This is a genomic window from Geodermatophilus obscurus DSM 43160 (genome assembly GCF_000025345.1).
GTDB classification, from domain to species: Bacteria; Actinomycetota; Actinomycetes; order Mycobacteriales; family Geodermatophilaceae; genus Geodermatophilus; species Geodermatophilus obscurus.
In genome coordinates this window covers 257,705-283,198 of the sequence record NC_013757.1, presented here as the reverse complement: position 1 = coordinate 283,198, position 25,494 = coordinate 257,705, and the positions used below count along the sequence as shown (strand labels likewise).

Annotated in this window: 25 protein-coding genes; 11 read left to right on the top strand and 14 right to left on the bottom strand. The window is 75.6% G+C overall.

Annotation, left to right across the window (positions count from 1 at the left end):
- Window positions 1-7 precede the first annotated feature (7 nt).
- A complete protein-coding gene (gene pheA / locus GOBS_RS01320; RefSeq protein ID WP_012946512.1) occupies window positions 8-943 on the bottom strand; it encodes a prephenate dehydratase in 936 nt (311 codons plus the stop codon).
- Window positions 944-1,055: 112 nt separating this feature from the next.
- Between pheA and GOBS_RS01315 the strand changes: the two genes are divergently transcribed.
- Both GOBS_RS01315 and GOBS_RS01310 read left to right on the top strand, forming a co-directional pair.
- Window positions 1,056-2,708, top strand: a complete 1,653-nt coding sequence (locus GOBS_RS01315; RefSeq protein WP_012946511.1) for a GGDEF domain-containing protein — start codon at window positions 1,056-1,058, stop codon at window positions 2,706-2,708.
- 104 nt (window positions 2,709-2,812) lie between these two features.
- Window positions 2,813-5,533, top strand: coding sequence for a diguanylate cyclase domain-containing protein (locus GOBS_RS01310; RefSeq protein WP_243697614.1), 2,721 nt, complete (start codon window positions 2,813-2,815; stop codon window positions 5,531-5,533).
- A gap of 17 nt (window positions 5,534-5,550) precedes the next feature.
- Here GOBS_RS01310 and GOBS_RS01305 read toward each other — a convergent pair whose 3' ends face one another.
- Window positions 5,551-6,030, bottom strand: a complete 480-nt coding sequence (locus GOBS_RS01305) for a VOC family protein (protein WP_012946509.1) — start codon at window positions 6,028-6,030, stop codon at window positions 5,551-5,553.
- A gap of 27 nt (window positions 6,031-6,057) precedes the next feature.
- Here GOBS_RS01305 and GOBS_RS01300 point away from each other — a divergent pair, with 27 nt between their 5' ends.
- Window positions 6,058-6,912: a helix-turn-helix domain-containing protein gene (locus GOBS_RS01300; RefSeq protein ID WP_012946508.1), complete on the top strand. Its 855-nt coding sequence runs from the start codon at window positions 6,058-6,060 to the stop codon at window positions 6,910-6,912.
- 41 nt (window positions 6,913-6,953) lie between these two features.
- Here the strand turns inward: GOBS_RS01300 and GOBS_RS01295 are convergent, their stop codons facing one another.
- Window positions 6,954-8,030, bottom strand: coding sequence for an MFS transporter (locus tag GOBS_RS01295; RefSeq protein ID WP_243697613.1), 1,077 nt, complete (start codon window positions 8,028-8,030; stop codon window positions 6,954-6,956).
- A gap of 351 nt (window positions 8,031-8,381) precedes the next feature.
- Here GOBS_RS01295 and GOBS_RS01290 point away from each other — a divergent pair, with 351 nt between their 5' ends.
- The 5 genes from GOBS_RS01290 (at window position 8,382) to GOBS_RS01270 (ending at window position 11,928) form a co-directional block, all read left to right on the top strand.
- Window positions 8,382-8,981 (top strand): TMEM165/GDT1 family protein, encoded by a 600-nt coding sequence (locus GOBS_RS01290; protein ID WP_012946506.1) that lies wholly within the window; start codon window positions 8,382-8,384, stop codon window positions 8,979-8,981.
- 82 nt (window positions 8,982-9,063) lie between these two features.
- Window positions 9,064-9,444, top strand: coding sequence for an antibiotic biosynthesis monooxygenase (locus GOBS_RS01285; protein WP_012946505.1), 381 nt, complete (start codon window positions 9,064-9,066; stop codon window positions 9,442-9,444).
- A gap of 42 nt (window positions 9,445-9,486) precedes the next feature.
- Window positions 9,487-10,476 (top strand): ABC transporter ATP-binding protein, encoded by a 990-nt coding sequence (locus GOBS_RS01280; RefSeq protein ID WP_012946504.1) that lies wholly within the window; start codon window positions 9,487-9,489, stop codon window positions 10,474-10,476.
- Window positions 10,473-11,306, top strand: a complete 834-nt coding sequence (locus tag GOBS_RS01275) for an ABC transporter permease (protein WP_012946503.1) — start codon at window positions 10,473-10,475, stop codon at window positions 11,304-11,306. The genes GOBS_RS01280 and GOBS_RS01275 overlap by 4 nt, the downstream gene beginning before the upstream one ends.
- A 175-nt stretch (window positions 11,307-11,481) precedes the next feature.
- Window positions 11,482-11,928 (top strand): YdeI/OmpD-associated family protein, encoded by a 447-nt coding sequence (locus GOBS_RS01270; protein WP_012946502.1) that lies wholly within the window; start codon window positions 11,482-11,484, stop codon window positions 11,926-11,928.
- 159 nt (window positions 11,929-12,087) lie between these two features.
- On the opposite strand, the gene GOBS_RS01265 is transcribed toward GOBS_RS01270, so the two are convergent.
- Both GOBS_RS01265 and GOBS_RS01260 read right to left on the bottom strand, forming a co-directional pair.
- Window positions 12,088-12,990 carry a haloalkane dehalogenase gene (locus GOBS_RS01265; RefSeq protein WP_012946501.1) on the bottom strand — a complete coding sequence of 301 codons (903 nt, stop codon included), beginning with the start codon at window positions 12,988-12,990 and terminating at the stop codon, window positions 12,088-12,090.
- Window positions 12,991-13,000: 10 nt separating this feature from the next.
- Window positions 13,001-13,615 (bottom strand): DinB family protein, encoded by a 615-nt coding sequence (locus GOBS_RS01260; RefSeq protein WP_012946500.1) that lies wholly within the window; start codon window positions 13,613-13,615, stop codon window positions 13,001-13,003.
- Window positions 13,616-13,705: 90 nt separating this feature from the next.
- On the opposite strand from GOBS_RS01260, the gene GOBS_RS01255 reads away from it, so the two are divergent.
- Window positions 13,706-14,461, top strand: coding sequence for a MerR family transcriptional regulator (locus GOBS_RS01255; RefSeq protein WP_012946499.1), 756 nt, complete (start codon window positions 13,706-13,708; stop codon window positions 14,459-14,461).
- Between the two features lie 78 nt (window positions 14,462-14,539).
- Here the strand turns inward: GOBS_RS01255 and GOBS_RS01250 are convergent, their stop codons facing one another.
- The 5 genes from GOBS_RS01250 to GOBS_RS27905 all read right to left on the bottom strand — a co-directional run bounded on the left by GOBS_RS01250 (window position 14,540) and on the right by GOBS_RS27905 (window position 20,088).
- Window positions 14,540-15,334, bottom strand: coding sequence for a class I SAM-dependent methyltransferase (locus GOBS_RS01250; RefSeq protein ID WP_041241725.1), 795 nt, complete (start codon window positions 15,332-15,334; stop codon window positions 14,540-14,542).
- Between the two features lie 354 nt (window positions 15,335-15,688).
- Window positions 15,689-16,333, bottom strand: coding sequence for a hypothetical protein (locus GOBS_RS01245; RefSeq protein WP_041241266.1), 645 nt, complete (start codon window positions 16,331-16,333; stop codon window positions 15,689-15,691).
- 213 nt (window positions 16,334-16,546) lie between these two features.
- Window positions 16,547-17,851 (bottom strand): (Fe-S)-binding protein, encoded by a 1,305-nt coding sequence (locus GOBS_RS01240; RefSeq protein ID WP_012946495.1) that lies wholly within the window; start codon window positions 17,849-17,851, stop codon window positions 16,547-16,549.
- Window positions 17,848-19,230: an FAD-binding oxidoreductase gene (locus tag GOBS_RS01235; RefSeq protein ID WP_012946494.1), complete on the bottom strand. Its 1,383-nt coding sequence runs from the start codon at window positions 19,228-19,230 to the stop codon at window positions 17,848-17,850. The genes GOBS_RS01240 and GOBS_RS01235 overlap by 4 nt, the downstream gene beginning before the upstream one ends.
- A gap of 441 nt (window positions 19,231-19,671) precedes the next feature.
- Window positions 19,672-20,088, bottom strand: a complete 417-nt coding sequence (locus GOBS_RS27905; protein ID WP_049788105.1) for a hypothetical protein — start codon at window positions 20,086-20,088, stop codon at window positions 19,672-19,674.
- 37 nt (window positions 20,089-20,125) lie between these two features.
- Between GOBS_RS27905 and GOBS_RS25885 the strand changes: the two genes are divergently transcribed.
- Window positions 20,126-20,230: a hypothetical protein gene (locus GOBS_RS25885; RefSeq protein ID WP_243697711.1), complete on the top strand. Its 105-nt coding sequence runs from the start codon at window positions 20,126-20,128 to the stop codon at window positions 20,228-20,230.
- 116 nt (window positions 20,231-20,346) lie between these two features.
- Here the strand turns inward: GOBS_RS25885 and GOBS_RS01225 are convergent, their stop codons facing one another.
- The gene (locus GOBS_RS01225) at window positions 20,347-20,952 is read right to left on the bottom strand and encodes a hypothetical protein (RefSeq protein WP_012946493.1); all 606 of its coding nucleotides are present in this window, start codon (window positions 20,950-20,952) and stop codon (window positions 20,347-20,349) included.
- 5 nt (window positions 20,953-20,957) lie between these two features.
- Window positions 20,958-21,725, bottom strand: a complete 768-nt coding sequence (locus GOBS_RS01220) for an SDR family oxidoreductase (RefSeq protein WP_012946492.1) — start codon at window positions 21,723-21,725, stop codon at window positions 20,958-20,960.
- Between the two features lie 93 nt (window positions 21,726-21,818).
- Here GOBS_RS01220 and GOBS_RS01215 point away from each other — a divergent pair, with 93 nt between their 5' ends.
- Window positions 21,819-23,042 (top strand): arginine deiminase, encoded by a 1,224-nt coding sequence (locus tag GOBS_RS01215; protein ID WP_012946491.1) that lies wholly within the window; start codon window positions 21,819-21,821, stop codon window positions 23,040-23,042.
- Window positions 23,043-23,197: 155 nt separating this feature from the next.
- Here GOBS_RS01215 and araA read toward each other — a convergent pair whose 3' ends face one another.
- Complete coding sequence (araA, locus tag GOBS_RS01210) at window positions 23,198-24,703, bottom strand: L-arabinose isomerase (protein ID WP_012946490.1); 1,506 nt, start codon at window positions 24,701-24,703, stop codon at window positions 23,198-23,200.
- Window positions 24,704-24,717: 14 nt separating this feature from the next.
- On the bottom strand, window positions 24,718-25,398 hold the full coding sequence (locus GOBS_RS01205) for an L-ribulose-5-phosphate 4-epimerase (protein WP_012946489.1): 681 nt from the start codon (window positions 25,396-25,398) through the stop codon (window positions 24,718-24,720).
- Between the last annotated feature and the right edge of the window lie 96 nt (window positions 25,399-25,494).

Sequence of the window (25,494 nt, the reverse complement as noted above, 5' to 3'; positions counted from 1 at the left end):
TCCTCTTTCAGACCCGGCCGGCCCGCACCCGCTCCAGCCAGCCGGCGGCCTCGCCGAACGCCGCGTCGTTCGACACCGGCGTGACCGGCTTGTTCTCCCGGCCGTCGGCGCGCGGGTAGGAGCCGAGGAAGCGCAGCTCGTCGCACACCCGGTGCAGCGCGGCGAGCGCCTCCCCCACCCGGGCGTCGGCGGCGTGCCCCTCGCAGTCGAGGGAGAAGGAGTAGACGCCCAGCCGCTCGCGGGTCGGCCGCGACTCGATGCGGGTCAGGCTGATCTCGCGGACGGCGAACTCGCGGAGCAGGTCCAGCAGCGCCCCGGTGCGGTCCCCGACGACGGCGACCAGCGAGGTCTTGTCGTTGCCCGTCGGCGCCGGCAGCGGGCCCGGGGGTGCGACGAGCACGAACCGGGTCACCGCGCCGGAGCGGTCCGCGACGTCGTCGACGAGCGCGGTCAACCCGTACCGCTCGGCGGCGATCGGCGCGCACACCGCGGCGTCGTGCTCACCGGCCGCCACCTGCCGTGCGGCCTCGGCGGTGGAGGTGGCCGGCAGCGGGACGACGCCGGGCAGCAGCCGGGCCAGCCGGCCGGCGGTCTGCGCCAGCGCGTGCGGGTGGCTGGCCACCGAGCGGACGGCGGACAGCGTCGTCCCCGGGCGGCCGGCCAGGACGAAGGTCGGTGCCAGGAACACCTCGCGGGTGATCAGCAGCGGGTCGCCCTCGGCCAGGCCGTCCATGGTGGCCGGCACGGAGCCCTCGACGGAGTTCTCCAGCGGCACGAGCGCGGCGTCGGCGTCCCCCGAACGGACGGCGGCCAGCGCCGCCGGCACCCCCGGAGAGGGGATCCGGGAGCCCTCACCCGGGGCAACGGCGCTGATCAGGGCCGCTTCGGCGAAGGTACCCTCGGGTCCGAGATAGGCGTACCGCGTCGGAGGCGTCCCAGGCACCCGACGAGGGTAGTGCGCTCGGGGGAGGGTGGATGCCCCACCCGGGGTAGCTGCTCCGCTGGTCGCAGGACCCGTGGCCGTGCAGCGGCCGGACACCGTGGTTGGAGGATGCGTGACCCCCGGCCCCGAACGCCTCACCGAGGGTGACCTCGACGATGCGCTCTGGCGTCTGCTGTCCGCCAGCGACCGGGACGACCCCGCCGCCTTCGCCGCCGAGCACGACCGCGCGGCCGAGGCACTGGACGCCGCGACCGACCCGCGCTGGGTCGCCTGGCGGCACGCCCTGGCCGCCCGCCGCGCCCTGGCCGACGGCGACCCCGAGGCCGTGGCGGCCGGGGTCGCCGCGGCCCGCGACGCCCTGGGCCGGTGCCTGCCGTGCGCGCAGACCGCGCTGACGCTGGCGTACCTGGCCGCCGTCGAGGTGGCCACCGACCACGTCGACGCGGCGATGGTGCTGGCCATCGACGCCGGCCTGCTGGCCGAGACGGCGGCGGCCGACGGACCCTCCCGCGCCCTGCACCAGGCCCACCTGTGGCTCTCACTCACCCTGGCCGCCCTCGACCTGGAGGAGCTCGCCGTCGCGCAGGCGCTGCAGGGCTCCCGGGTGGCGGACGAGCTGCCGGGCGTGCCCGACCGCTGGCGGCTGCTGCAGCTGTGCGCCCAGCAGCACGCCGAGCTGGCGCAGGCGCTGCACCGCCGCGGCCAGGGGGAGCGTGCCCGCGAGTTGGCCGGGACGGCGGTGGAGTGCGCGGAGGCCGCCCGCGCCCTGGACTGGGAGGCCGGGCCCGCCGACCAGGACCTGCTCGACGTCGTCCAGGCGTGGGCGATGGCCGGCCGCGGCGAGGTCGAGGACGCGCTCGGCCCGATGCGTCGCGCGCACAAGCGGGTGCACCGGGACGGCGGCACCTGGCTGCGCGGCTACGCCGACTTGGTCCTCGCCCGGCTGCTGACCCGGCTGGCGGGGAACCGGTCCGGCGGCGGGCACGACGCCGAGGCCACCGACCTGCTCGTCGACGCCGCCGGGGCCTTCGCCGCGGCCGGCGACCGCCGCCGCTACCGGCAGTGCCTGCTGGAGCTGGGCCAGGGCACCGCCGCGATGGGCCGCCCGGCCGAGGCGCTGCACTGGCTGGAGGCCTACCGCGCCGACACCGGCCGGGCGCACGCCCGCGGCCGGGAGCTGTGGGCGGAGATGTTCGTACGGCGCAGCCGGCTGCGCGAGGCCGAGCGGCAGACCGCCCACCTGCGCCGGGTGGCCCTGGAGGACCCGCTCACCGGGCTGGGCAACCGGCGCAGCGCCGAGCGCCGGCTGGGCGGCATGCGCGTGGGCGCCGAGCCGGTGTCGCTGGCCGTCGTCGACATCGACCGGTTCAAGGCGGTCAACGACGACGCGTCGCACTCGCACGGCGACGAGGTGCTGCGCCGCGTGGCCGAGCTGCTCCGCGAGCACAGCCGCACCGGTGACGAGGTGTACCGGTGGGCCGGCGACGAGTTCCTCGTCGTCCTCCCGACGGCGACCGAGGCCCAGGCGCTGGCCGCCGTCGACCGGCTGCGCGCCGCCGTCGCCGGCGCCGACTGGGGTGACCTGCAGCTGCCGGAGCCGGTGACCGTGAGCATCGGCGTGGCCACCGCCCCGGCGGCCGCCGACGAGCCGCTCGGCTGGCGGTTGCTGTTCGACACCGCCGACCTGCACCTGTTCACCGCGAAGCGCGGCGGACGCAACCGGGTGCGCGCCCACGGCGGCCGCGCCGGGGACGACACACCGTGACGGCACGGACCGGGAGGGGCGGCTGGGACGGGAGTGCACCGGGCTCCCGGCGTGCCCCCCTGCCGGTGCTCGACTCCGTTGACAACGGCGTGCACAGTGCGCTCGTGCCTCCCGGAGCCCTGCACCACCGGGTGACCGCCGCCCTGTCCAACTGGCAGCTCGACGACGCCGAGGAGCTGCTGGCCGACGTCGGCACCGACTCCTCCCCCTACGTGGCGCCCGCGCCGCGCGACGGCGGCGGCGACCGTCCCACCGACCTGGGCCGGGCCTGGGCCGACACGCTGCGCGCCGAGCTGCTGGTCCGCCGGTTGCGGCAGGCCGGCTTCACCCTCGTCGGCGAACCGGTGGAGTCGCCGTCCGGCCCCGGCGCTGAGCCCGCGCTGGACCTGCACGCGGGCGTGGCCGAGTTGATCGACGGCGCCGGCGCGTCGGAGGACGGCGACCCGCGCGCCTCCTCCGCGGCGCTGGCGATCGCGCTGGTGCGCTCGGCCAAGGCCGCCTTCGACGCCACCGCGGACGAGCTGCAGCGCGCCGCCGGCTTGGCCCGGCACGCCCGGATCGAGCTGCTGTCCCGCCGCACCGACGCCGCCATGGACGAGGCCGTGGAGGCGGCCAGCCTGCTCGGCCCCGCGATGCCGCCCTCCGCGCTGCTGGTGCAGACCCTGACCGACCTCGCGGGCGTGCTCGCCGACCTCGAGCTGATGCCGCTGGCCCTGGACTACCAGCGGCGGGCGCACGAGACCGCGGTGACCGCCGCTGCGGTCCCCGGGGCGCTGCGGCCGGAGGACGGTGACCCCGACGTCCTGGTCGCCCGCGCCGCCAGCTCCCTGGGGGAGCTGTGCGCCGAGCTCGGGGAGGCACTGCTCGACGAGGGCGTCCCGGACGCGGCCGAGCCGCACTTCGCCGAGGCCCGCACGCTGGCCGAGCAGGCGCTGACCCTGCTGCCGTCGGAGTCGGCCGAGGCGGTCGTGGCCGCGCAGGTGGTGCACGGCTGGGCACTGGTGGGCCTGGGCGAGCTCGCCTCCGCCGCGGGACCGTTGCGGGCCGCCGTCCGCGCCACCACCGCCGGCGACCGGGCGCTGCACGCCGCGGCGCTGCTCGCCCTGGGCCGCGCACTGCGCCGGCAGGGGAACGGCCGCGACGCCGACGAGCAGCTGGTCCAGGCGCTCGCCACGGCCACCGAGCACGGCCGGCCGCGGCTGCGCCGGGCCGCGCTGCGCGAGCTGTGCACGCTGCACGCCGAGCTGGACGACGCCGGCCGGGCGCTGCCGTACCTGCAGGCCTACCTGGCCGACGAGCTGGACCGGGTCGACGAGCGGCGCACCCGCTGGGTGGAGCTGTTCGGCCGGCGCAAGAGCCTGCTGGAGACCGAGCGGGCCGCCGGGCAGCTGCGCCGGCAGGCCTACGAGGACCCGCTCACCCACCTGCCCAACCGGCGCTACGCCGAGGCGACCCTCGACGGGCTGCTGGGCAGCGGGACGACGCCGGCCCTGGCCGTCGTGGACGTCGACCGGTTCAAGGAGGTCAACGACGCCGTCGGCCACGCCGGCGGCGACGACGTCCTGCGCCGGGTCGCCGAGATCCTAGTGGCCGGGTGCCGCGACACCGACGAGGTCTGCCGGTGGGCCGGCGACGAGTTCGTCGTCCTGCTGCCCGACACCACCGCCGAGCAGGCCGAGCACGCGCTCGAGCGCTGCCGCCGCGCGGTGGCGGAGACCGACTGGGCCGCACTGGGGCTCCCCGTGCCGGTGACGATCAGCGTCGGCATCGCCTCGGCCACCCGCGGCGACGACCGGCGCACGCTGTTCGCCGCCGCCGACGGCGTCCTCTACGACGCCAAGCGCACCGGCCGCGACCGGGTCGTGCGGCTGTCGACGGTCACCCAGACGCGGGCCGCCGGCAGCCCGCTGGACGCGCTGCCCGGGCCGGCTGCGACTGCTGTGACGGACGGGTCCTCCCGGGACGGCACGGCCTCCGCCGGCTCCCCCGAGGAGGCCGCAGCGACCCCTGGGGTCCCTGCCGTGCAGCCGCCCCCGCTGGCCGACCTGACCGCCGTGAGCAGCGGTTTCGCCTCGCTCCTCGTCGAGCCCGCCGACCCGCCGCTGGGCCTCGGCAGCGCCGCCGAGCCCGCCCTGGCGCCGGCTCCGCCGACCGCCGCATCGCCCGCCGAGCCCGCCGTCCCGCCGGCCGCGCCGGCCTGCGGGACGCCGGCCGAGCCCGACGTCATCTGGGGCACCGGCCGCAGCACCGAACGTGTGCTCGCCCTGGTCCGCGAGGCGCGTCGGCAGTCCCCGGACCGGCCCGCCGTCGTCGTCCGCGCCTCCGCCGAGACGCTGGTGGCGCTGGCCGGCGAGCACGACGCCCACACGACGGTCGACGCGGCGTCGATGTCCGCGGCGGTCGGGCCGCTGCCCGAGCCCGTCGGCCGGATCGGCGTGCTGTGCGGGGTCGGCGGCGACCTCGCGGTGGCCGCCGAGGCCGCCTTCGCCGCCCGCGTCACGGGGACCGCGGTGGTCCGGGTGGACGACGTCGGGGGCAGCCGGTTCCGCGCGGGGCTGCCGGGCGACGCGCTGCCGGATGACGTCGACTGCCTGGTCGTCGTCGCCGGGCTGGACGCCTCGCTGGCCGGCCTGGTCGGCGTGCTGACCGACGTGCCGATCGTCGCCGTCCCCACCTCGACCGGGCAGCCGGGCTCCTTCGGCGGGTTCGGCGCGCTGCTGACGATGCTCACCTCGGCCGCGCCCGGCGTGGTGGTCAGCAACATCGACAACAGCCACGCCGCCGGCGTCTTCGCCGCCCGCGTCGCCCGCCGCACGCGGCGCTGATCCCCCCGGGCAGCTGATCACCGCGCCCCGGACGCCGCCCACTCGGCCAGGCGCCGCTCCTGCTCCTCCGGGCTGACGTCCTCGACCTTCGTCATGACCACCCAGCGGTGGCCGAACGGGTCGTGGACCGAGGCGAAGCGGTCGCCGGTGACGAAGGTGGCGGGCTCCTCCCGCACCGTGGCGCCGCGCTCGACGGCGCGGGCGAACACCGCGTCGACGTCGGCGACGTACACGCAGGTGGAGCTGCTCACCCGGTCCTCGGCCTGCCCGCTCGGTGCGACCAGGCCGTAGGCGTCGTTGGGGTCGCCGAGCTGCAGCCGGCCGAGCCCGAGGTCGAGCTCCGCGTGCACGACCGTGCCGTCGGGGCCGTCCATCCGCTGGACGACGGTGGCGCCGAAGACGTCGGCGTAGAAGCGGATCGCCTCGGCCGCGGGAGAGCAGACGAGGAACGGGGTCAGCGTGGTGTAGCCGTCGGGACGGCCGTCCGTGATCGCCATGTCCCCGAGCCTGACTAGGCTCCGGCCGTGCCGTCTTGGACGAATGCGACAGGTCCGGCGAGCGGCCTGCTGCGGCCGGCCGAGACCGCCCAGGAGGTGGGTCTGCGCCGTGACGCGCCGGTGTCCCCGGTGCAGGCCCCGTTCGTGGAGCGGTACTGGTCGGTGCGGTGGGACCGGACCGGCCGACCGCCGCACCGCTCCGAGGTGCTCAGCCACCCCAGCGTGAACCTGTCGGTGGAGTCGGGCTCCGAGCCGCGGTTCGGGCACGTGCTGCCCGCCGTCCTGGTGCACGGCGTCACCCCGCGTCGCTTCACCATCGACCTCGCCGGCACCGGGCGGGTCACCGCGGCCAAGTTCCGCCCGGGTGGCTGGGTCGCCCTCGGCGGCCGGCTGCCCGGCCGGGCCACGGTGGCGCCGCTGGGCACCGCCCTCGGTCTCGACGCCGCCCGGCTGCTCGACGCGGTGCTCGCCGCCGAGGACGACGACGCCCGCGCGGCGGTGCTCGATGCGGTTCTCGCCCCGCTGGCCCCGGACCCGCCTGCGGCGTACCTGGAGCTGCTCGCCCTGCTCGAGCGGATGGCCGCCGACCGGTCGCTGGTCCGCGTCGAGCAGGTCGCGGTGCTGGGTTCGATGAGCACCCGATCGCTGCAGCGGCTGTTCGCCGGCTACGTCGGGCTGAGCCCCAAGGCGGTGCTCGCCCGGTACCGCCTGCAGGACGCCGCGGCGACGATCGACGCCGGCGGGGTCGGCGACCTGGCAGGCCTGGCGGCGTCCCTGGGCTGGTTCGACCAGGCGCACTTCAGCCGCGACTTCCGGGCGGTCACCGGCACGACGCCCTCGGCCTACCTGCGACGGGCCCGGGCGGCGCAGGACACCGGCTGAGCGAGGGCCGGACCGCCGATCCCCGCGCACCCGGTCCCGCGTCAGCTGACCGGCCGCCGGCGCAGGCCCGCCTCCACCACGGGGACGACGGCCACCACGAGCACTCCCACCGCGACGACGCCGCCCAGCGCCCAGGCGGCGAACACCAGCAGGGCGGCCAGCTCGGTGCCCAGGCCGGCGACCGAGGTGACCGTCGCCCGCCGGCTGCTGTCGATCCGCTCCTGCAGCCGCGCCTCGGCGACCACGAGCACCACCAGGTAGAGCCCGTAGGCGACCGCCACCAGTGCCAACGCCCCGGGGCCGGGGACGACGGCCACCGCCCCGAGCAGCACGCCGGCGAGGAGCAGCAGCACGGACAGCGCGCGGTCGGGCAGCCGGTCGGCCCGGCCGCCCAGCGCGGCGCCGAGCGCCCCGGCCAGCGTGATGCCCAGGACGACGACCGGGACGGCGACGGTCGGCACCCCGCGGTCGCCGGCGAGCACCGGGAAGTACTCCTCCACCGCGTCCACCGCCCCGACCAGCGCGACCGCGAGCACGGTGAGCCGCAGCGCGGGGACGCGCACGGTCTCGGTCACACCGCTGCGGAGGGTGCCGAGCAGCGACTCGCCGTCCGGTTCCCGCGCCGGCTCGGGGAACCGCAGGGCCAGCGCCGCCCAGGCGAGGCAGACCGCGGCACTGGCCCAGCCGACCAGCGCGTAGCCACCGAGTGCGTAGAGCACGCCGGCCGCGGCCGCCGTCGGGACCTGGACGAGCAGCTCGGCCGACGTCATCCAGCCGTTGACCCGGGCGAAGGAGCCCTCGGCACCCACCTCGGCCAGCCCGTCGTGGACCAACGCCTCGACCGCGCCGGACACCAGCGCGCCGGCCACGCCCCAGACGACGAAGCCGGCGAGGAAGCCGGAGAACTGCGGGGACACCGTCCACACGGCGAAGGCGGCCGCCTCGAGGACACCGGCCAGGACCAGCGCACCCCGGCGGGACCACCGGTCGGCCAGCGCCCCGGCCGGCACCTCGGTGAGCACCGCGGTGACCGACCAGGCGGCGAACAGCAGCGAGACGTCGGCAGCGGAGAGCCCGGTGTCGAGGAACAGCAGCGCGTAGAGCGGGTAGAGCGGCACCAGCTCCGACAACGCGGTCCAGCCCACCGCGAGGCGGGCGAGCGGCCGGGCGGCGGGCGGCAGGGGCGTTGCGGCCGGGCGTCAACGGAAGGGCACGGCGCGGACCGTAGCGGGAGTCACCTCCGCCCGCAGCCGGTTTTCCGGCCGTGCTCGGCTAGGCTCTCCGGCCGAGAAGGGGAGTAGCCCCCCGTCCGCTGGTCGACATGCTGGCGCCTCCGGGTGCCCGGTCAGCGGGCCCACGCTCGGCCGTGGGTGGGCGAGACCTTCGACCGCAGTCGCCACCCACCGGCAGCTGCCGGTCGGAGGCTGTCCCCATCCGTCCGGCAGCGCCCTGACGGAAGTGAGAACCCCGTGTCCCTGACGGTCGTGCTGACCGCCTTCGTGCTCGTCCTGCCGGTCGAGCTGCCGGACAAGACGCTGTTCGCCAGCCTGGTCCTGGCCACCCGCTTCCCGCCGCTTCCGGTGTTCGTCGGTGTCGGGACGGCGTTCGGCCTGCAGGTCGCGATCGCGGTCACCGCGGGCAGCCTGCTCTCCCTGCTGCCCGAGGCGCTGGTCAGCGGCGTGGTGGCGGTGCTGTTCCTGGTCGGTGCGGTGCTGCTCTGGCGCAGCGCGCAGGAGGGGCCGGAGGACGCCGCCGACGTGGCCGAGGGCAAGGAGGGCCGGTCGTTCCTCCGGGTCGCCGCCATCTCCTTCGGCGTCCTGTTCGCCGCGGAGTGGGGCGACCTGTCCCAGCTGGCCACCGCCGGGCTGGCCGCACGGCTGGACGACCCGGTGTCGGTCTTCGCCGGCGCCTGGGCCGCGCTGCTCACCGTCTCCGGTCTGGCCGTCTTCCTCGGCAGGAAGCTGGCCGACCGGCTGCCGGTGGCGCTGATCCGCCGGGTGGCCGCGGTGCTCTTCCTCGTCTTCGCCGTCGTGGCCGCGGTCGAGACGGTCCGCACGCTCGCCGGCTGAGGGAGGGCACAAGGCCACTGCACGCCTGCGGGAGGGCGGCCTAGCGTTCCTCCCCCACGGGGGAGAGACCGAGGAGGCCGCCGTGCCCGTCATCCCCGACCTGCCGTGGACCGCCGACTCCGTGGGCGACGGTCCGGGCATCGTCATGGTCACCCACCTGCACCTGCGCCGGTTCCGCGACATCCCGGCGTTCCTGCGCGACTCGCTGGCCATCAGGACCCAGACCATGGCCGCCCCGGGCGCCCGCTCCCTGTACCTGCGGGCCCAGCCGCTGGCCCGCCACTTCACCACCGTGTCCTGGTGGGACGACGACGCGGCCGTGCACGCGTTCGTCCGCACCGACCCGCACCGCGCGGCGATGCGGCGCTGGCACGCGGAGATGCGGGAGTTCAGCAACCGGTCGTACCCCGGCACCGAGGGCGTCGTCCCCACGCTGAAGACGGCCGCTGCGCTGTCCGCGTAACCGGTTCGGCCGCGGCTCGCCGCGGTGGCAGCATGGCCACCGATGGACACGGGCGGAGCGCAGCGATCGGCCGACCCCGCCGTGCAGGTGACCGACCTCGTCAAGCGCTACCCAGGCCGGCCGGTCAACGCCGTCGACGGGATCTCCTTCGCCGTGGAGCGCGGGGAGGTCTTCGGCCTGCTCGGCCCCAACGGCGCGGGCAAGACGACGACGATCGGCGTCCTCACCACGCGGGTGCTGCCCACCTCGGGGGCCGCCAGCGTCGCCGGGGTCGACGTCGCCGCCGACCCGGTCACCGCGCGCAGCCGGCTGTCGGTGGTACCCCAGCGGCCCAACCTCGACCGCGCGCTCACCGCACGGCAGAACCTGGTCTTCCACGCCGCCTACCACGGCGTCGGCCGGGCCGAGCGCAACCGCCGGGCCGATGCGCTGCTCGAGCAGCTGGGCCTGGGCGGGCGCGGCGGGGACAAGGTCGACGACTACTCCGGGGGCATGGCCCAGCGGCTGCTCATCGCCCGCGCGCTGATGCACGCCCCGCAGGTGGTCTTCCTCGACGAGCCGAGCACCGGACTGGACCCGCAGGCCCGGCTGTTCGTGTGGGACCGGGTGCGGGAGCTGCGCGACGGCGGGATCACCGTCCTCCTCACCACGCACGACATGGACGAGGCCGCGACGCTCAGCGACCGGGTCGGGATCATGGACTCCGGCCGGCTGCTCGCCCTGGACACCCCCGCCGCGCTCACCCGCTCCCTGCCGGGCAGCGCCACGCTCGACATCGACGTCGAGCGCGCGCCCGAGGACAGCGACGAGGCCGTGCTGGCCGCGCTCGCACCCCTGGTCGAGCGGGTCGAGCAGGTCGCCGACGGCTCCGGGCTGCGCGCCCGGCTCTACCTCTCCGGGGACGCCGCGGCGCTGGTCGGGCCGGTGTCGGAGGCGCTCAACGGCCGGCGCGCGCGGCTGACCGGCGTGCGCATCGGCGAGCCCAGCCTCGAGGACGTCTTCCTCAGCCTCACCGGACGGGAGCTGCGATGAGCACGGACACGGCCGCGCCGGGCCTGGTGGTCGAGGTCGGGGCACCCGCGCCCGGCCGGCCGGACGTGGGCCGGGCGTTCCGCGCGCTGCTGTGGCGCGACGTGTTCGTCACCGGCCGGGAGCTGGTGCCCTTCCTGCTGCAGGTCGTGCTGCAGCCGGTGTTCCTGCTGTTCGTCTTCGGCAAGGTCCTCGTCGAGCTCGGCTTCGCCACCAGCCAGTACTCCGACGTGCTGCTGCCCGGCGTGATCGCGCTGACCGCCTTCCTCACCGCGCTGCAGAACACCGCCTTTCCGCTGGTCATCGACTTCTCCTTCACCAAGGAGATCGAGGACCGGCTGCTCGCGCCGCTGCCCACCGCGCTGGTCGCCGTCGAGAAGGTCGTGTTCGCGCTGCTGCGGGCACTGGTCGCCGCGGCGGTCATGTTCCCGATCAGCTGGTGGGTCCTCGGCACGCTGCCGGTGGAGTGGGGCGACCTGCCGGCGCTGACCGCGTTCCTCGTGCTGGGTTCGCTGGTCGGCGCGGTGATGGGCATGACGCTCGGCACGTTCGTGAAGCCCAACCGGATCAACATCGTCTTCGCCGTCGTCCTGACGCCGGTGCTGTTCACCGGCTCCACCCAGTTCCCGTGGCAGGCGCTGGACACGCTGCGCTGGTTCCAGGTGATCTGCGCGCTCAACCCGCTCACCTACGTCAGCGAGGCGCTGCGCGCCCAGATGGCGCCGGGTGTGCCGCACCTGCCGCTGTGGCTGTGCGCGGTGGCGCTGGCCGGCTTCCTCGTCGTCTTCGGGGTGACCAGCCTCATCGGCTTCCGCCGCCGAGCGCTCGACTAGTAGAAGGACCCCCTGCCCCCCACCGTGGAAGGACCCCGTCCTCCCCACCCTTCGAAAGAGGACCCCCTGCCCCCCGTCGCTCGCAAGCTCGCGGCGGGACCCTGCAGGGGGCCGGCGGGACCCGGGACGAGGCCTGCGGCGGGTCCCTGCAGGGGGCCGCACCTATCCTCCCGACGTGGAGTTCCGGACAACGGTCGTGCAGAGCGGGAAGACGGCGACGGGGCTGCAGGTGCCCGACGAGGTCGTCGCGGCCCTGGGCGGCGGCAGGCGGCCGCCGGTCACCGTCACCCTGGGCGGGTACGGCTACCGGACGACGGTCGCGCCGATGGGCGGGGCGTTCTGGATCCCGCTGGCCGCCGAGCACCGCGAGGCCGCCGGACTGCAGGCCGGGCAGGAGGTCGACGTCCGGGTGGAGCTCGACACCGCGCCGCGGGAGACCCCGCTCCCCGAGGACCTCGCCGCAGCGCTGGACGACGGCGCGCGGGCCTTCTTCGACGGCCTGGCCCCCTCGCACCGCAAGGAGTGGGTGCGCTGGGTCGAGGACGCCAAGAAGCCCGAGACCCGCGCCGCCCGCGTGGAGAAGACCGCCGAGGCGCTGCGCGCGGGCCGCAGGACGCGGTGACCTCGCTCCCGCCGTCGGTGCAGGCGACGGACGACCCGGACACGCGGGTGTCGTCTCCTGCAGTCCTCAGGCGGTGCGTGCACCTGCACTTCCCGCCTGAGCGCCTCGGTGGGAGGTCCCCGGCCGGCGGACCCGGCCGCGGGCAGCGCCCGGGATCGGCTACCGCAGCGTCGGGATCCAGTCGGCCAGCGCGCGGCCGATCTCGTGCGGCGAGTCCTCGGGCACGAAGTGCGCACCGGGCACGGTCACCTCGGTCAGCGCCTCCCACTTGCGCACGAACGCCCGCGGCCGGCCGACCAGGATCGAGCCCGGGTCGGCGTTGACGAACAGCTTGGGGACGTCGCTGGTGCGCAGCCACTGGCCGTACCGGGCGACGACGTCGCGGACCTTCGGCGGCACGTTCTCGATCGGGAGCTGCCGCGGCCACTCCAGCGTGGGCCAGCGGTGCGCCGGATCGGCGAAGGGCTCGCGGTAGCGGGCGTGCGCCTCCGCGCTCAGGCCCCGGGCGACCGACGCCGGCAGGATCCGCTCGACGAACACGTTCTTCTCCAGCACGGCGGCCTCACCGTCCGGGCCGCGCATGGTGCGGAAGATCCCCCGCGCGGCGGCCGGCCAGTCGGCCCAGGTCAGCGGGACGACCAGCGCCTCGGTGAAGGCGATGCCGCGGACCGCACCGGGGTGGCGGTGTGCCCAGTCGAAGCCCAGCGCCGAGCCCCAGTCGTGCAGCACGAAGGTGACCCGCTCGGTGGCGCCGACCGCCTCGAGGAACCGCTCCAGGAAACCGGCGTGGGCCGAGAACGAGTAGCTGCCGCGGGTCGGGTCGGGCAGCTTGTCCGACTCCCCCATGCCGATCAGGTCCGGCGCGAGACAGCGGCCGAGGTGCTGCACGTGCGGGATGACGTTGCGCCACAGGTAGGACGACGTGGGGTTGCCGTGCAGGAAGACGATCGGGTCGCCCTCCCCCGCCTCGACGTAGGCCATCTGCAGGTTGCCGTCGGCCCGGCGGTCGACCCGGACGCGCTGGCGGGGGAACGGGTCGTCGGGCGAGACGTCGGCGGCCATGCTGCGATCCTCACCCATCTCCCGGCGGCGCACCGCTCGGGGTGGGGAGGCCGGCCGCCTGCCGCGCGGCGGCCTCGATGCGCTCCCGGAACGCCGCCCACTCGGCCGCGCTGCGCTCGGGCAGGTTGTCCCCCGGGGAGCTCACCCCGGCCGACCCGTCGATCAGCTCGCGGAGGACGTCGGCGTGCCCGACGTGCCGGGCGACCTCTCCGCCCACGTGCACGAGGACCGTGTGCAGGGTCGGGTGCCGGCGCTCCTCCCGCCACCAGGGCACCGTGCCGGTGGCGTCGAGCGGCAGCTCCTCGATCGTCGCGTCGGCGTGTGCGGCGGCGGACGCGTACAGCTCGAGGACGTCGGCGCGGGTCTCCTCCGGCGCCGCCCACAGGTCGACGCCCTCCTCCGCGCCCTCGGCGTCCCACGGGTAGGACCGCCCGCTCGGCCGGCCGAACACCTCACCGAAGTAGCCCAGCTGCACATAGGAGACGTGCTTGACCAGGCCGAGCAGGTTGGTGCCGGTGGGCGTCATCGGCCGCCGGACGTCGTACTCCCCCAGGCCGTCGAGCTTGGTCAGCAGGTCGGCCCGGCGGGCGCGCAGGTACTCCAGCAGGGCAGTCTTCCCGTCCATGCCGGCACCCTGCCGCACCCGGGTGACATCGCGCTTGACCCTGACGCAACGTCAGGCTGTGCACTCGTCGCCGTCAGGGAGGAGGAGCCGGTGAACGTGGGTCAGGTCGCAGCGCTGGCCGGGGTGACGGTGCGCACGCTGCACCACTACGACCGGATCGGGCTGCTGTCGCCGTCCGGCCGGACGGCGGCGGGGTACCGGCGGTACGCACCGTCGGACCTCGACCGGTTGCACCAGGTGCTGGTCTACCGCGAGCTCGGGTTCCCACTCGAGGAGGTCGCGACCCTGCTCGACGACCCCACCGCCGACCCGGCCGAGCACCTGCGCCGGCAGCACCGGCTGCTGCTCGACCGGATGGAGCGGACGCGGGCCATGGTCGCGGCCGTCGAGAAGGAGATGGAGGCACGGCAGATGGGGATCTCGCTGACCCCGGAGGAGCGGTTCGAGCTGTTCGGCGACTGGCTGCCCGAGGAGTACGAGGCAGAGGCCGAGGAGCGCTGGGGCGACACCGAGGCGTGGGCGCAGTCCCAGCGGCGCACCCGCAGCTACACCAAGGAGGACTGGGTCCGGATCAAGGCCGAGGGCGACGACGTCGAGCGGCGCTTCGCCGAGGCGATGCGCTCGGGCGTCCCCGCGCACTCCGAGCAGGCGATGGACGTCGCGGAGGAGCACCGGCAGCTGATCAGCCGGAACTTCTACGACTGCCCGCCCGAGGTGCACGCGGGCCTGGGCCGGATGTACGTCGAGGACGAGCGGTTCACCGCCCACTACGAGCAGGTCGCCCCGGGCCTCGCGCAGTACGTGAGCACCGCCGTCCAGGCCAACGCCGCCCGCCAGGGCGGCTGACCGGCGGGACCCTGCAGGGCGCCTCCCTGCAGGGTCCCGCCGCGCGCCTGCGAGCGGTGGGGGCAGGGCGGTCCCTCTTCAGACGCGGATGAGCAGCTCACCGTGCACCATCCCGAGCCAGCCGTCGTCGGAGGCCGCCCAGCGGCGCCAGGCGGCAGCGACCTCCTCCAGCTCGGCAGGCGTGGCCAGCCCGTACGCCAACGCCTGCTCCGCGAAGGCAGACGCCGTCGCGCGGCCGGCCCAGGAGTTCCCCCACCACTCCCGCTCGGCCGGCGAGGCGTAGCACCAGGAACCGGTCGTCGCGGTGACGTCGCGCAGGCCGGCCGCGTGGGCCCAGGCCAGCAGCCGGCGGCCGGCGTCGGGCTCGGCGCCGTTGTGCCGTGCCACGCGGTGGTACAGGTCCAGCCACCGATCGAGGCCCTCGTCGGCGGGGAACCAGGTGAACGTCGCGTAGTCGACGTCGCGGACGGCGACCACCCCGCCGGGCCGGCACACCCGGGCCATCTCCCGCAGCGCAGCGACCGGGTCGGTGAGGTGCTGCAGGACCTGGTGGGCGTGGACGACGTCGAACGAGTCGTCGGCCGTATCGAGCGCGTGGACATCGCCGACGGCGAACTCCACCCGGACGCCTCGCCTGCCGGCCAGCGCGCGGGCCTCGTCGAGCGGGTCGGGCGAGAGGTCGACCGCCAGGACCCGGCCCGGGGCGACGCGCTCGGCCAGGTCGACGGTGATGGTGCCGGGGCCGCAGCCGACGTCGAGCAGGTCGAGGCCGGGTCGGAGCGACGGCAACAGGTAGGCCGCGGAGTTCTCCGCGGTCCGCCAGCGGTGGGACTGCAGGACGGGGTCGGCGTGCCCGTGCGTGTAGGTGTCCACGGTGGCAGCCTCCACTTCGCAGACCACTCAGTGGAACCTCATTCTCAGCAGCTGGGATGTCACCCCGTGTTCACTGTCCGCTGCCCATCCGGTCATCCTGGCTCCTCGTGATGTCCCTGTGGGTGCAGCTGCACCGGCCCGCCGTCCAGCGCGGGGTGCGGGCGGCGGTGGCGGCGGCGCTGGCCTGGCAGGTCGCCGTCCTGCTGCCGCCGATGCTGAGCGAGTAGGCGTACTACGCCCCGCTCGGCACGGTGATCGCGCTGCACCCGACGATCGCCGACTCGGCCAGCGCCGCCTGGCGCAGCCTGCTGGCCATCCTCACCGGCTTCGCGCTCGCCGTGGGCCTCTACGAGGTCACCCGGGGCGGTGCCCAACGCCCTCACCATCGCGCTCATCGTCGCCGTGGCGATCCCCGTCGAGCAGCTGCGGCTGTGGCGCGAGCAGGCCAGCTGGGTCAGCTTCGCCGCCGTCCTCATGATCACCGTGGGACTCGACGACCCCGGCGCCTACGTGCTGCGCTACGCCGGGCTGACGCTGCTCGGCGCCGCCATCGGCGTCCTCGTCACCACGGTGCTCTTCCCACCGCTGCAGCTGACCCGCGCGGTCGACCGGATCGCCCTCGCCCGGTCGCTGCGCGCCACTCACCTCGACGAGATCGCCGCCACGCTGCGCGACGGGCAGGTGCCCGACCCGGCGGAGTGGGCCGGCCGCGCCGCGGGGCTCGACGGTGCGCTGGACCGGATGCGCGCCGCCGAGGCCCAGGTGGAGCGGGCCCGCCGGGCCAACCCGCGTGCCCCCCGCTGGCAGGGCCGGGCGGAAGGCATCCGCGCGGAGTCCCGCGCGGTCGACCGCGTCGCCGTCCTCGTCGACGACCTCACCTCGCTGGTCGTCGAACTGCAGCCGCACCGGCGCGGCATCGACCGGGTCGAGGCCGGGGCCGGCTGGGTGCTCGCCGACGCGCTCGCCGGCCTGGCCGGTGTCGTCCGGACGCCGCACCACAGCACCGACGGGACGACGCCCGACCGCCGGGACGAGCGGATCGCCGGAGCCGAGGCCGCGCTGGACCGGCTGGTCACCCTGCTGCGCACGACGCAGCCCGCCGACGAGGACGGCTTCTTCGCTCTCGAGCGGTGGCCGTCGGCGTCCGGCGCGGGCTGGCCGCCCTCGGTGCCCACCGGAGGCAGCCCCAGGCCGCCTGACCGGGCGGCGGGGTCAGCTGCGGTGTGTCTCGTCCAGACCCGCGGAGCCGTCGAGGGCATCGGGCCGGCCGGCACCGGCCGCGCCCGGGTCGTCGGGCATCGGCCGGTCGTTCAGGTGGGCGGCCAGCCCGGCGGCCTCGTCGGCGGGGACCTCGGTCCGGCGGCCCGGCCGCGCCCCGAGCCGCAGCCTGCGGCCGGGCAGCCCGCCGTCCTGCGCGGCGGCCAGCAGCTCGGTCAGGTGCAGCACACGCACCCGGGAGCGGCGGCGCCGCAACCCGGTGACCAGCTGCCGCTGACAGCCGGGGTTGACCGCGACGACGTAGTCGACACCGGCCGCCTCGATCTGGTCGAGCTTCGGGGCCAGCACCCGGCGGCTGTCCTTGGGTCGCAGGAGCGAGTAGGTGCCCGCGGAGCCACAGCACTGCGCAGCGCCGGGCAGCTCGACGTAGTCCGCGACGGCGGCGATCAGCTCCCGCGGCTCCCGCCAGACGTCCATCCCGTTGCGCAGGTGGCAGGAGTCCTGCAGCGCGACCCGCGCCCGCCGTCCGTCGACCCGCAGCTCGCCGAAGGACGCCGAGCCGTCGCGGGTCACGTACTCGGAGAACTCCTGCACCCGGTCGCGGCCCAGCACGCCGGCCAGGTGCGCCGCGCAGCCACCCGCGGTGGTGACGATCCGGCCGGGCAGCTGCTCGCCGAGCCGCCGGGCCATCGACCGGCCCAGCTCGAGGTCGCCGTTGTGCGCGTGGAGGGCGCCACAGCAACCCTGGTCCCCAGGGGCGTCGAGCTCAGGGCGCAGCCGCCGCGCCGCCCGGCTGACCGCCGGGAACAGCGCGCGCTCGAAGCAGCCCAGCATCAGGTGCGGACCCTGCGGGGAGGACGTGGCCGTGCGGGCGTGCCGGCGGAAGGTGCCGAGACGGCGCACCAGCCAGTTGCGGACGACGACGTTGGTGAGCACCCGCGCCAGCGGCGGGCGACGCCGGCCCTGCCACTGGTGCGAGCGCCAGCGCTCGAGCAGCTCGCCGTACTGCACGCCGGCGGGGCAGACCGGCTCGCACGCCCGGCAGCCCAGGCAGAACGAGGACTCCTCCCGCAGCGTCGGGTCGTCGTCCTCCAGGACGCCGGTCTCCAGCGCGCGCATCAGCGTGATCCGCCCGCGCGGCGAGGACTTCTCGTCCTTGCTCAGCGCGTACGTCGGGCAGGCCGGCAGGCAGAACCCACAGGAGATGCACCGGTCGAGCAGCTCGGGCGGGAAGATTCCGCGGGCAGCCGCGCCAGCGGCACCCGGGGCGTCGGTGGCGCCCGGCACCTCCGCGCTCACGAGCCCGTCTTCCCGGGGTTGAGGATGCCTGCGGGGTCGAAGGCGGTCTTGATCCGTCGGAGCAGGGCCATCTGGTCGTCTCCCAGCCGGTCGCGCAGGTAGGGCAGCTTCGCCGCACCGACGCCGTGCTCCCCGGTGATGGTGCCGTCGAGCTCCAGGGCTGCGGCGAAGATCTCGGCGAAGGCGGCGTGGGTGCGGTCGGCGGCCGCCGGGTCACGGACGTCGACCACGGCCGTGGGGTGCAGGTTGCCGTCGCCGGCGTGGCCGAAGGTGCCGATCAGCAGGTCGTGCCGGGCGGCGACGGCCTCGATCCGGTCGACCATCTCGGCCAGCCGCGGGCGGGGCACGGTGACGTCCTCGAGCACGGTCAGCGTGTCCAGCCGGGACAGCGCCGGCAGCGCGCAACGGCGGGCGGCCAGCAGCGCCTCGGACTGCGCGATCTCCTTGGCGACGGTGACCTCCAGCGCGCCCTCGTCGGCGCACAACTCGCCCATGCGGGTCAGGTTGCGCTCGACGGCGTCCGGCTCCCCGTCGTCCCCGAAGAGCAGCAGCGCCCCGGCGTCGCCGCGCAGCCCCAGCCGGGCGTAGTCCTCCACCGCGCCGATGCAGGTGCGGTCGAGGAACTCCAGCGTCGCCGGGACCACGCCGTGAGCGAGGACCTGAGTCACCGCGCGGCCGGCCTCGGCAAGGGATGAGAAGTAGGCCACCCCGGTGCTCGCCGTCGCCGGCATGGGCAGGAGCGCGAGCGTCACCTCGGTGATCACGCCGAGGGTGCCCTCCGACCCGGTGAGCAGGCGGGTCAGGTCGTAGCCGGCGACGTCCTTCCACAGCCGGCCGCCGGTGCGGATGACCTCGCCGGTGGGCAGCACGACCTCGAGACCGAGCACGTAGTTGCGGGTGACGCCGTACTTGAGGCCGCGCAGGCCACCGGCGCAGGTGGCCACGTTGCCGCCCACCGTCGAGACGGTGCGGCTGCCCGGGTCGGGCGCGAACAGCAGCCCCTGGGCCGCGGCGGCCTCGGCGACGGTGGCCGTGGTGGCGCCCGGCTCGGCGCGGACCAGCAGCTCTTCGGTGCTGATCTCGAGCACGCGGTCCATGCGGGTGAGCACCAGCAGGATCCCGCCCTGCAGCGGCACGGTCGCCGCGCACAGGTTCGAGCCCGCACCGCGGGGCACGACCGGGATGCGGCGGGCGGTGGCCAGCCGCAGGACGGCGGCGACCTCCTCCGTCCGCGCCGGGAAGACCACCGCGTCCGGCGGGGAGGAGAACAGCGGGGTGGCGTCGCGGGCGTAGGGCGCGACCTCACCCTGCTCGTGCCGGACGTGCTCCCGCCCGACGATCGACTCCAGCTCGGTCAGCACCCCAGCATCCAGTGCCACGTCGTACCCCCTCGCGGCGGTCGGGTGTGCCCTGTTCTGCCGCAGCGGGGAGCCTAGTGACTGTCGTGACGACCTGCCTCCCATCAGCAGCATCGACCGTCTCGCCGCGTCTACAGCTTCTCGTCGAGCACCTGCTCGGCCACCGGAACGACGCGCTCCCGATCGGCGGGCACCAGGCCGATCCGCACCCGACGGTCCAGCAGGTCGGCGAGCGTCCGCGCCCCTCGGCCCGGACGGCGAAGCGCGGCTCCCCCACCGTCTCCGGACGGGCCTCGACCAGCGGCTCGCACCCGAGCGCAACGGCCGCCGGCGCCTTGGTGCCGTAGCGGGTGACCAGCCGGGCCGGTGCCTCGACACGGTCCAGTACCACCCGCGGCGCGGCCCCGGCCAGCGGCAGCCGGGCGGTGCACGACCGCGGTCCGCCCCGGCCGAGGCGGGCGACTATCGCGTCGACGGTTGCTCGGCCATCGCCCGGTAGGTGGTCAGCTCGGCGCCGACGACGGTGAGGACCGGTCCGTCCGACGGCAGCGAGTGCCTGCGCGAAAGGTAAGCGGGGGCGGCCCCTGGGCCTGTACCGGCCGAGGCGGGCAGCACCAGCGGCCGCAGCCCGGTGCAGCTGCCGACAACGTCGGCGCGGGTCAGCGGCTCGGCCAGTGCCGTGCTCACCGTGTCCAGCAACTGCTGCACCTCAGCGTCGGGGGGCACCGGGTCGTCGTCGGGCACCGGCTGGTCCGTCAGCCTCGGGTGCACCAGACCGCCGGGCTGCGGCAGCGCGTAGACGTGCCGCGAGCGCGACCCGGGCGACGGCACGGTCAGCGCGGCCACCGGCGACCCGAGCCGGGCCGTCGGGACGCTCACCCACCACCACGCCGTCGGGGCCGACAACCGCTCATGGCTGGAACGCGAGGTCGGCCCGCTGGGTGTGGACGTGCCGCGCGCGGTCGAGCAGCGGCCCGACCCGCGCGGCGTCTGCAACCCCGGCGTCGTGCTGCCCGACTGAACCGTCCGCGACGATCAGCCGGGATCACCACTGCGGGTCCTGGCTCAGCACCGGTGGCGAGCCAGGACCCGCGGTGACCAGCTGAGCTGATCGTCGGTTGAGCCGCCGGCCGCCGCTCACGGCAGCTGCACCGTCGTCGTCACCCGGGCCAGGCTCGGCCGCGGCGGCACCGACCCGAACCCGAAGGTGACCGGCGGCCGCACCGCGGCCAGCGCGCCCAGCGGCTCGCCGTCCCAGGTGGCGTCGAGCGCCGTGACCACGTGGAGGTCCTGAACGCCGTACCACTCGGTGCGGCCGTTGCCGGCCGAGCCGGTGGTGCGCAGGCCGGTCAGCAGCCGCGCCGGCCGGTCCAGCAGACCCACCCACACCGGCGTGCGGGCCAGGGGCGGCGGGACGGCGCGCAGCAGCCGGCCCAGCGGCGGACGGCGGCCGGTCGTGACCCGCAGCCGCAGCGGGCCGGCGGTCACCACCCAGGTCCGCAGGTCCGGCCGCTGCACCACGACCGGGACCAGCCGCACCTCGTCGAAGGCGTAGGTGGCGGCGATGAGGTCCGCGGCCTCCCGGGTGGGGGCCAGCAGCAGCCGGGCGCCGTCCGGCCGCTGCACCATGACATCGGACAGCGGCCCCAGCGGGGAGCGCGGCCAGTGCCCGACGACGACGCGGGTGCCCGACGCGGTGCCGGCCCCGAGGATCCAGCCGTCGAAGCGCAGCCGTCGGGCCATCGGCGTCAGAGGGTGGTCGCGCGGCCGCCGTCGACCGGGATGACCGCGCCGGTGACGTAGGCACCGGCCCGGCTGGCCAGGTACACGACGACGCCGGCCATGTCGTCGGGCCGGCCGATGCGGCCCAGCGGGGACGACGCGGCGATCTCGTCGCCGCGGGCGGCGAGCGTGGCGGCCATCATCTTGGACTCGAACGGGCCGGGGGCGACGGCGTTCACCGTGATCCGCTTCGGCCCCAGCTCCTTGGCCAGCACCCGGGTGAGGTGGTGGACGCCGGCCTTGCTCGCCGAGTAGGAGTAGGTCGGCAGGGACGGCGCGTGCAGCCCGTCGATGCTGCCGACGTTGACCACGCGGGCCGGGTCGTCGTCGGTGCCGGCGGCCTCCAGCAGCGGCAGGAGGGCGCGGGTGAGGAAGAACGGCGCCTTGAGGTTGAGGTCGAGCACCTTGTCCCAGGCCGAGGCCGGGAAGGTCGCGAACGGCTCGCCCCAGGTGGCGCCGGCGTTGTTCACCAGCACGTGCAGCCGCTCCTCGCGGCGGCCCACCTCCTCGGCCAGGCGCACGCACTCGGCCTCGGTCGAGACGTCCGCCGGGATCGACGCGACCGCGCCGAACTGCGACAGCTCCGCGGCGGCCTGCTCGCCGGCCTCGGCCTTGCGGGAGCTGATGTAGACCGACGCGCCGGCCTGCAGCAGCCCGCGGGCCATCATCAGGCCGATGCCGCGGGTGCCGCCGGTGACGACGGCGACCTTCCCGGTGAGGTCGAACAGGTGCACGGGCGGTCTCCTCGGCGTCGTGGGGACGTCGTCGGCCCCCGGCCGGAGCACCGTATCCAGCGGCCGGCACGGCTCGTGTGCCAGCCTCGGCGCATGATCACACCCGCTGCCGTCCGGGGCGCCACCAGCGAGGTCGGGCCGCTGCGGACCGTGCTGCTGCACCGGCCGGGGGCCGAACTCCGCCGGCTGACACCGCGCAACAACGACCAGCTGCTCTTCGACGGCGTGCCGTGGGTGCGCCGGGCGCAGGAGGAGCACGACGCCTTCGCCGCCGAGCTCGGCGCCCGCGGCGTGGAGGTGCTCTACCTCGACCGGCTGCTGGCCGAGGTCCTCACCGACCCCGCGGCGCGCGCGGAGCTGATCACGGCCGCCGTCGACGACCCGCGGCTGGGCGCGACGCTCAAGCGCACCGCCGCCGCACACCTGGCCGCCCTCTCCCCCGAGGACCTCGCCCGCGCGCTGGTCGCCGGGGTGGCCCACGACGAGCTGCCCGGCGCCCGCGGCCTGTCCTGGGCGCTCATGGCCCGCGGCGACTTCGTCGTCCCCCCGCTGCCCAACCTGCTGTTCACCCGCGACTCGTCGGTGTGGGTGGGCGACCAGGTGGCGGTGACCTCGCTGGCGATGCCGGCGCGGCACCGGGAGAGCACGATCACCGCCGCCGTCTACGCCCACCACCCGCGCTTCGCGGGCGCCGAGCAGCTCTACGACGCCTCGCTGGAGCACCTCGAGGGCGGTGACGTGCTGCTGCTGGCGCCCGGCGTGGTCGCGGTCGGCGTCGGCGAGCGGACCACGCCCGGCGGCGCGGAGCGGCTGGCCCGGCGGGTGTTCGCCCGCGGCTTGGCGCACACGGTGCTCGTCGTCCCGATCGCCCAGCAGCGGGCGACCATGCACCTGGACACCATCGCCACCATGGTCGACGTCGACGCCATGGTCGTGTACCCCGCCGTCGCCTCCTCGCTGGTCGCCTGGACGGTCACCGCCGAGGTCCCACCGGACGACGACGACACCACCGACCTGGTCGTCCGCGGCCCCGCGCCGTTCCTCGAGGCCGCGGCCGCCGCGATGGGCATCGACCGGCTGCGGGTGATCGACACCGGCCTGGACCCGGTGACCGCCGAGCGCGAGCAGTGGGACGACGGCAACAACACCCTCGCGCTGGCCCCGCGGCTGGCGGTGGCCTACGAGCGCAACACCGTCACCAACGCCGCGCTCGAGGCGGCCGGCATCGAGGTCGTGCGGATCGCCGGCTCCGAGCTCGGCAGCGGCCGCGGCGGACCGAGGTGCATGTCCTGCCCCGTCCGCCGCGACCCGCTGTGAGCGGACCTCAGGGACCGGGCCCGCAGCGAACCACCCCGGGGAGAGTCGTGCTCTGCCCACCATGGTGGGCAGAGCACGAGTCTCCGCAGGTCGGCGTCCCCCCTGCAGGGTCCCGCCGCGAGCCTGCGAGTGGCGGGGGCAGGAGGGTCCTTCTCCTAGAGCCCCTGGGCCAGGCGGTGGTAGGCCGCGCCCCAGCGCAGCTCCTGGGCCAGCCGGCGCCGGGTCGTCTGAGCGTCGATGACCACCAGCTCGGTCGCGAAGACCTCGGCCAGGTCGGTGAGCTCGTCGGCGCCGATCGCGGTCGACAGCACCGTGTGGTGCGGGCCGCCGGCGGTCAGCCAGCCCTCGGTCGCCGTCTCGAAGTCCGGCCGCGGCTGCCACACCGCGCGGGCCACCGGCAGGTTGGGCAGTGGCTCGTCGGGCTCGACCACGTCGACCTCGTTGGCCACCCAGCGGAAGCGGTCGCCCAGGTCGCACCAGCCGACGACGACGCCCTCGCCCGGCGCCGCGGTGAACACCAGCCGGGCCGGGTCCTCGCGGCCGCCGATGGCCAGCGGGTGCACCTCGACCCGAGGCCGGTCGCCGGCGATGGTCGGGCAGACCTCCAGCATGTGGGCACCGAGGATCTTCGGCGTCCCGGCGAGGTCGTAGGTGTAGTCCTCCATGAAGGAGGTGCCGCCGGGCAGCCCGGCCGCGGCCACCTTGAGGGTCCGCAGCAGCGCCGCGGTCTTCCAGTCGCCCTCGCCGCCGAAGCCGTAGCCGTCGGCCATCAGCCGCTGGACGGCGAGACCGGGGAGCTGGCGCAGCCCTCCGAGGTCCTCGAAGTTCGTGGTGAAGGCGGTGAAGCCGCCGTCCTCCAGGAAGCTGCGCAGCGCCGCCTCGATGCGGGCCTGGTAGCGCACCGCCTCGTGCTGCGGCCCACCCGGGCGGGCGTCGTCGGCGAACTCGTACAGGTCGCCGTACTCCTCGACGAGGGCGTCGACCGCCTTGTCCTCCACGGTGTCCACCACGGCGACCAGGTCGTTGACGCCCCAGGTGTTCACCGACATGCCGAAGCGGATCTCGGCCTCGACCTTGTCCCCCTCGGTCACCGCGACGTTGCGCATGTTGTCGCCGAAGCGGGCCAGCCGGAGCGACCGGGCCGCGGCCGCCGCCGTGGCCGCGCGGGCCCACGAGCCGACCCGGGAGCGCACCCGCGGGTTGGACACGTGACCGGCGACCGTCGTCCGCGGCATCCGCAGCCGGGTCAGCACGAAGCCGTACTCCCGGTCGCCGTGGGCGGCCTGGTTGAGGTTCATGAAGTCCATGTCGATCGTCGCCCACGGCAGGGCGGCGTCGGCCTGGGTGTGCAGGTGCAGCAGCGGCTTGCGCAGCGCGTCGAGCCCGCTGATCCACATCTTCGCGGGCGAGAAGGTGTGCATCCAGGTGACGACGCCGACGCAGGCCGGGTCCTCGTTGGCCTCGCCCATCGCCCGCCGGATGGCGGCGGCGTCGGTGAGCACCGGCTTCCACACCACCCGGACCGGCACCTCGGCGGCCTCGTCGAGCGCCGCGGCGACCCGCTGGGACTGCTCGGCGACCTGCTGCAGGGTCTCCTCGCCGTACAGCCCCTGGCTGCCGGTCAGGAACCAGACCTCGTGCCCCTCGAACGGGTCGACCACGACGGGACCTCTCCTCACTGTCCGTAGACGTTCTGGTAGCGCGCGTAGAGCGAGTCGATGTCCGACTGCGCGATGGGCAGCGGCTCGCCGAGCTGGCGGGACAGGTGCACGGTGCGGGCGACGTCCTCGGTCATGACCGCGGCCTTGACCGCCGCCTTCGCCGACGGGCCGATCGTGAAGACGCCGTGGTTCTGCATGAGCACCGCCGGCGACCGGGACTCGCGCAGCGTGGCGACGATGCCGCGGCCGATCGAGTCGTCGCCGATGAGGGCGAACGGGCCGATCGGGATGGGGCCGCCGAACTCGTCGGCCATCGCGGTGAGCACGCACGGGATCGGCTCGGCCCGCGCCGCCCAGGCGGTGGCGTAGGGGCTGTGCGTGTGCACCTGGCCGTCGACCTCGGGCATGTGCCGGTACACGTAGGCGTGCGCGTCGGTGTCGCTGGAGGGCCGCTTCACCCCGTCGACGGCGTTGCCGTCGAGGTCGCAGACGGTGATGCCCTCCCAGGTCAGCTCGTCGTAGAGGACGCCGCTGCCCTTGATGACGAACAGGTCCTCGCCGGGCACCCGCTCGGACACGTTGCCCGAGGTCCAGGTGACCAGCCCGTTGCGGGTCAGCTCGGCGTGCAGCGCGGCGACGTGCTCCCGCTGCGCGCGATGGGTGCCTCGCTCGGTGCGGGGCTGGGTGGCGGTCATACCGGCTGCTCCTCGGGACGTGCGGCGGACGTGGTCTCGGCGTCGGCGTACGGGGTCCGAGCCCTCGTACCCATGGCCCTAGTGGTCACGGACAGG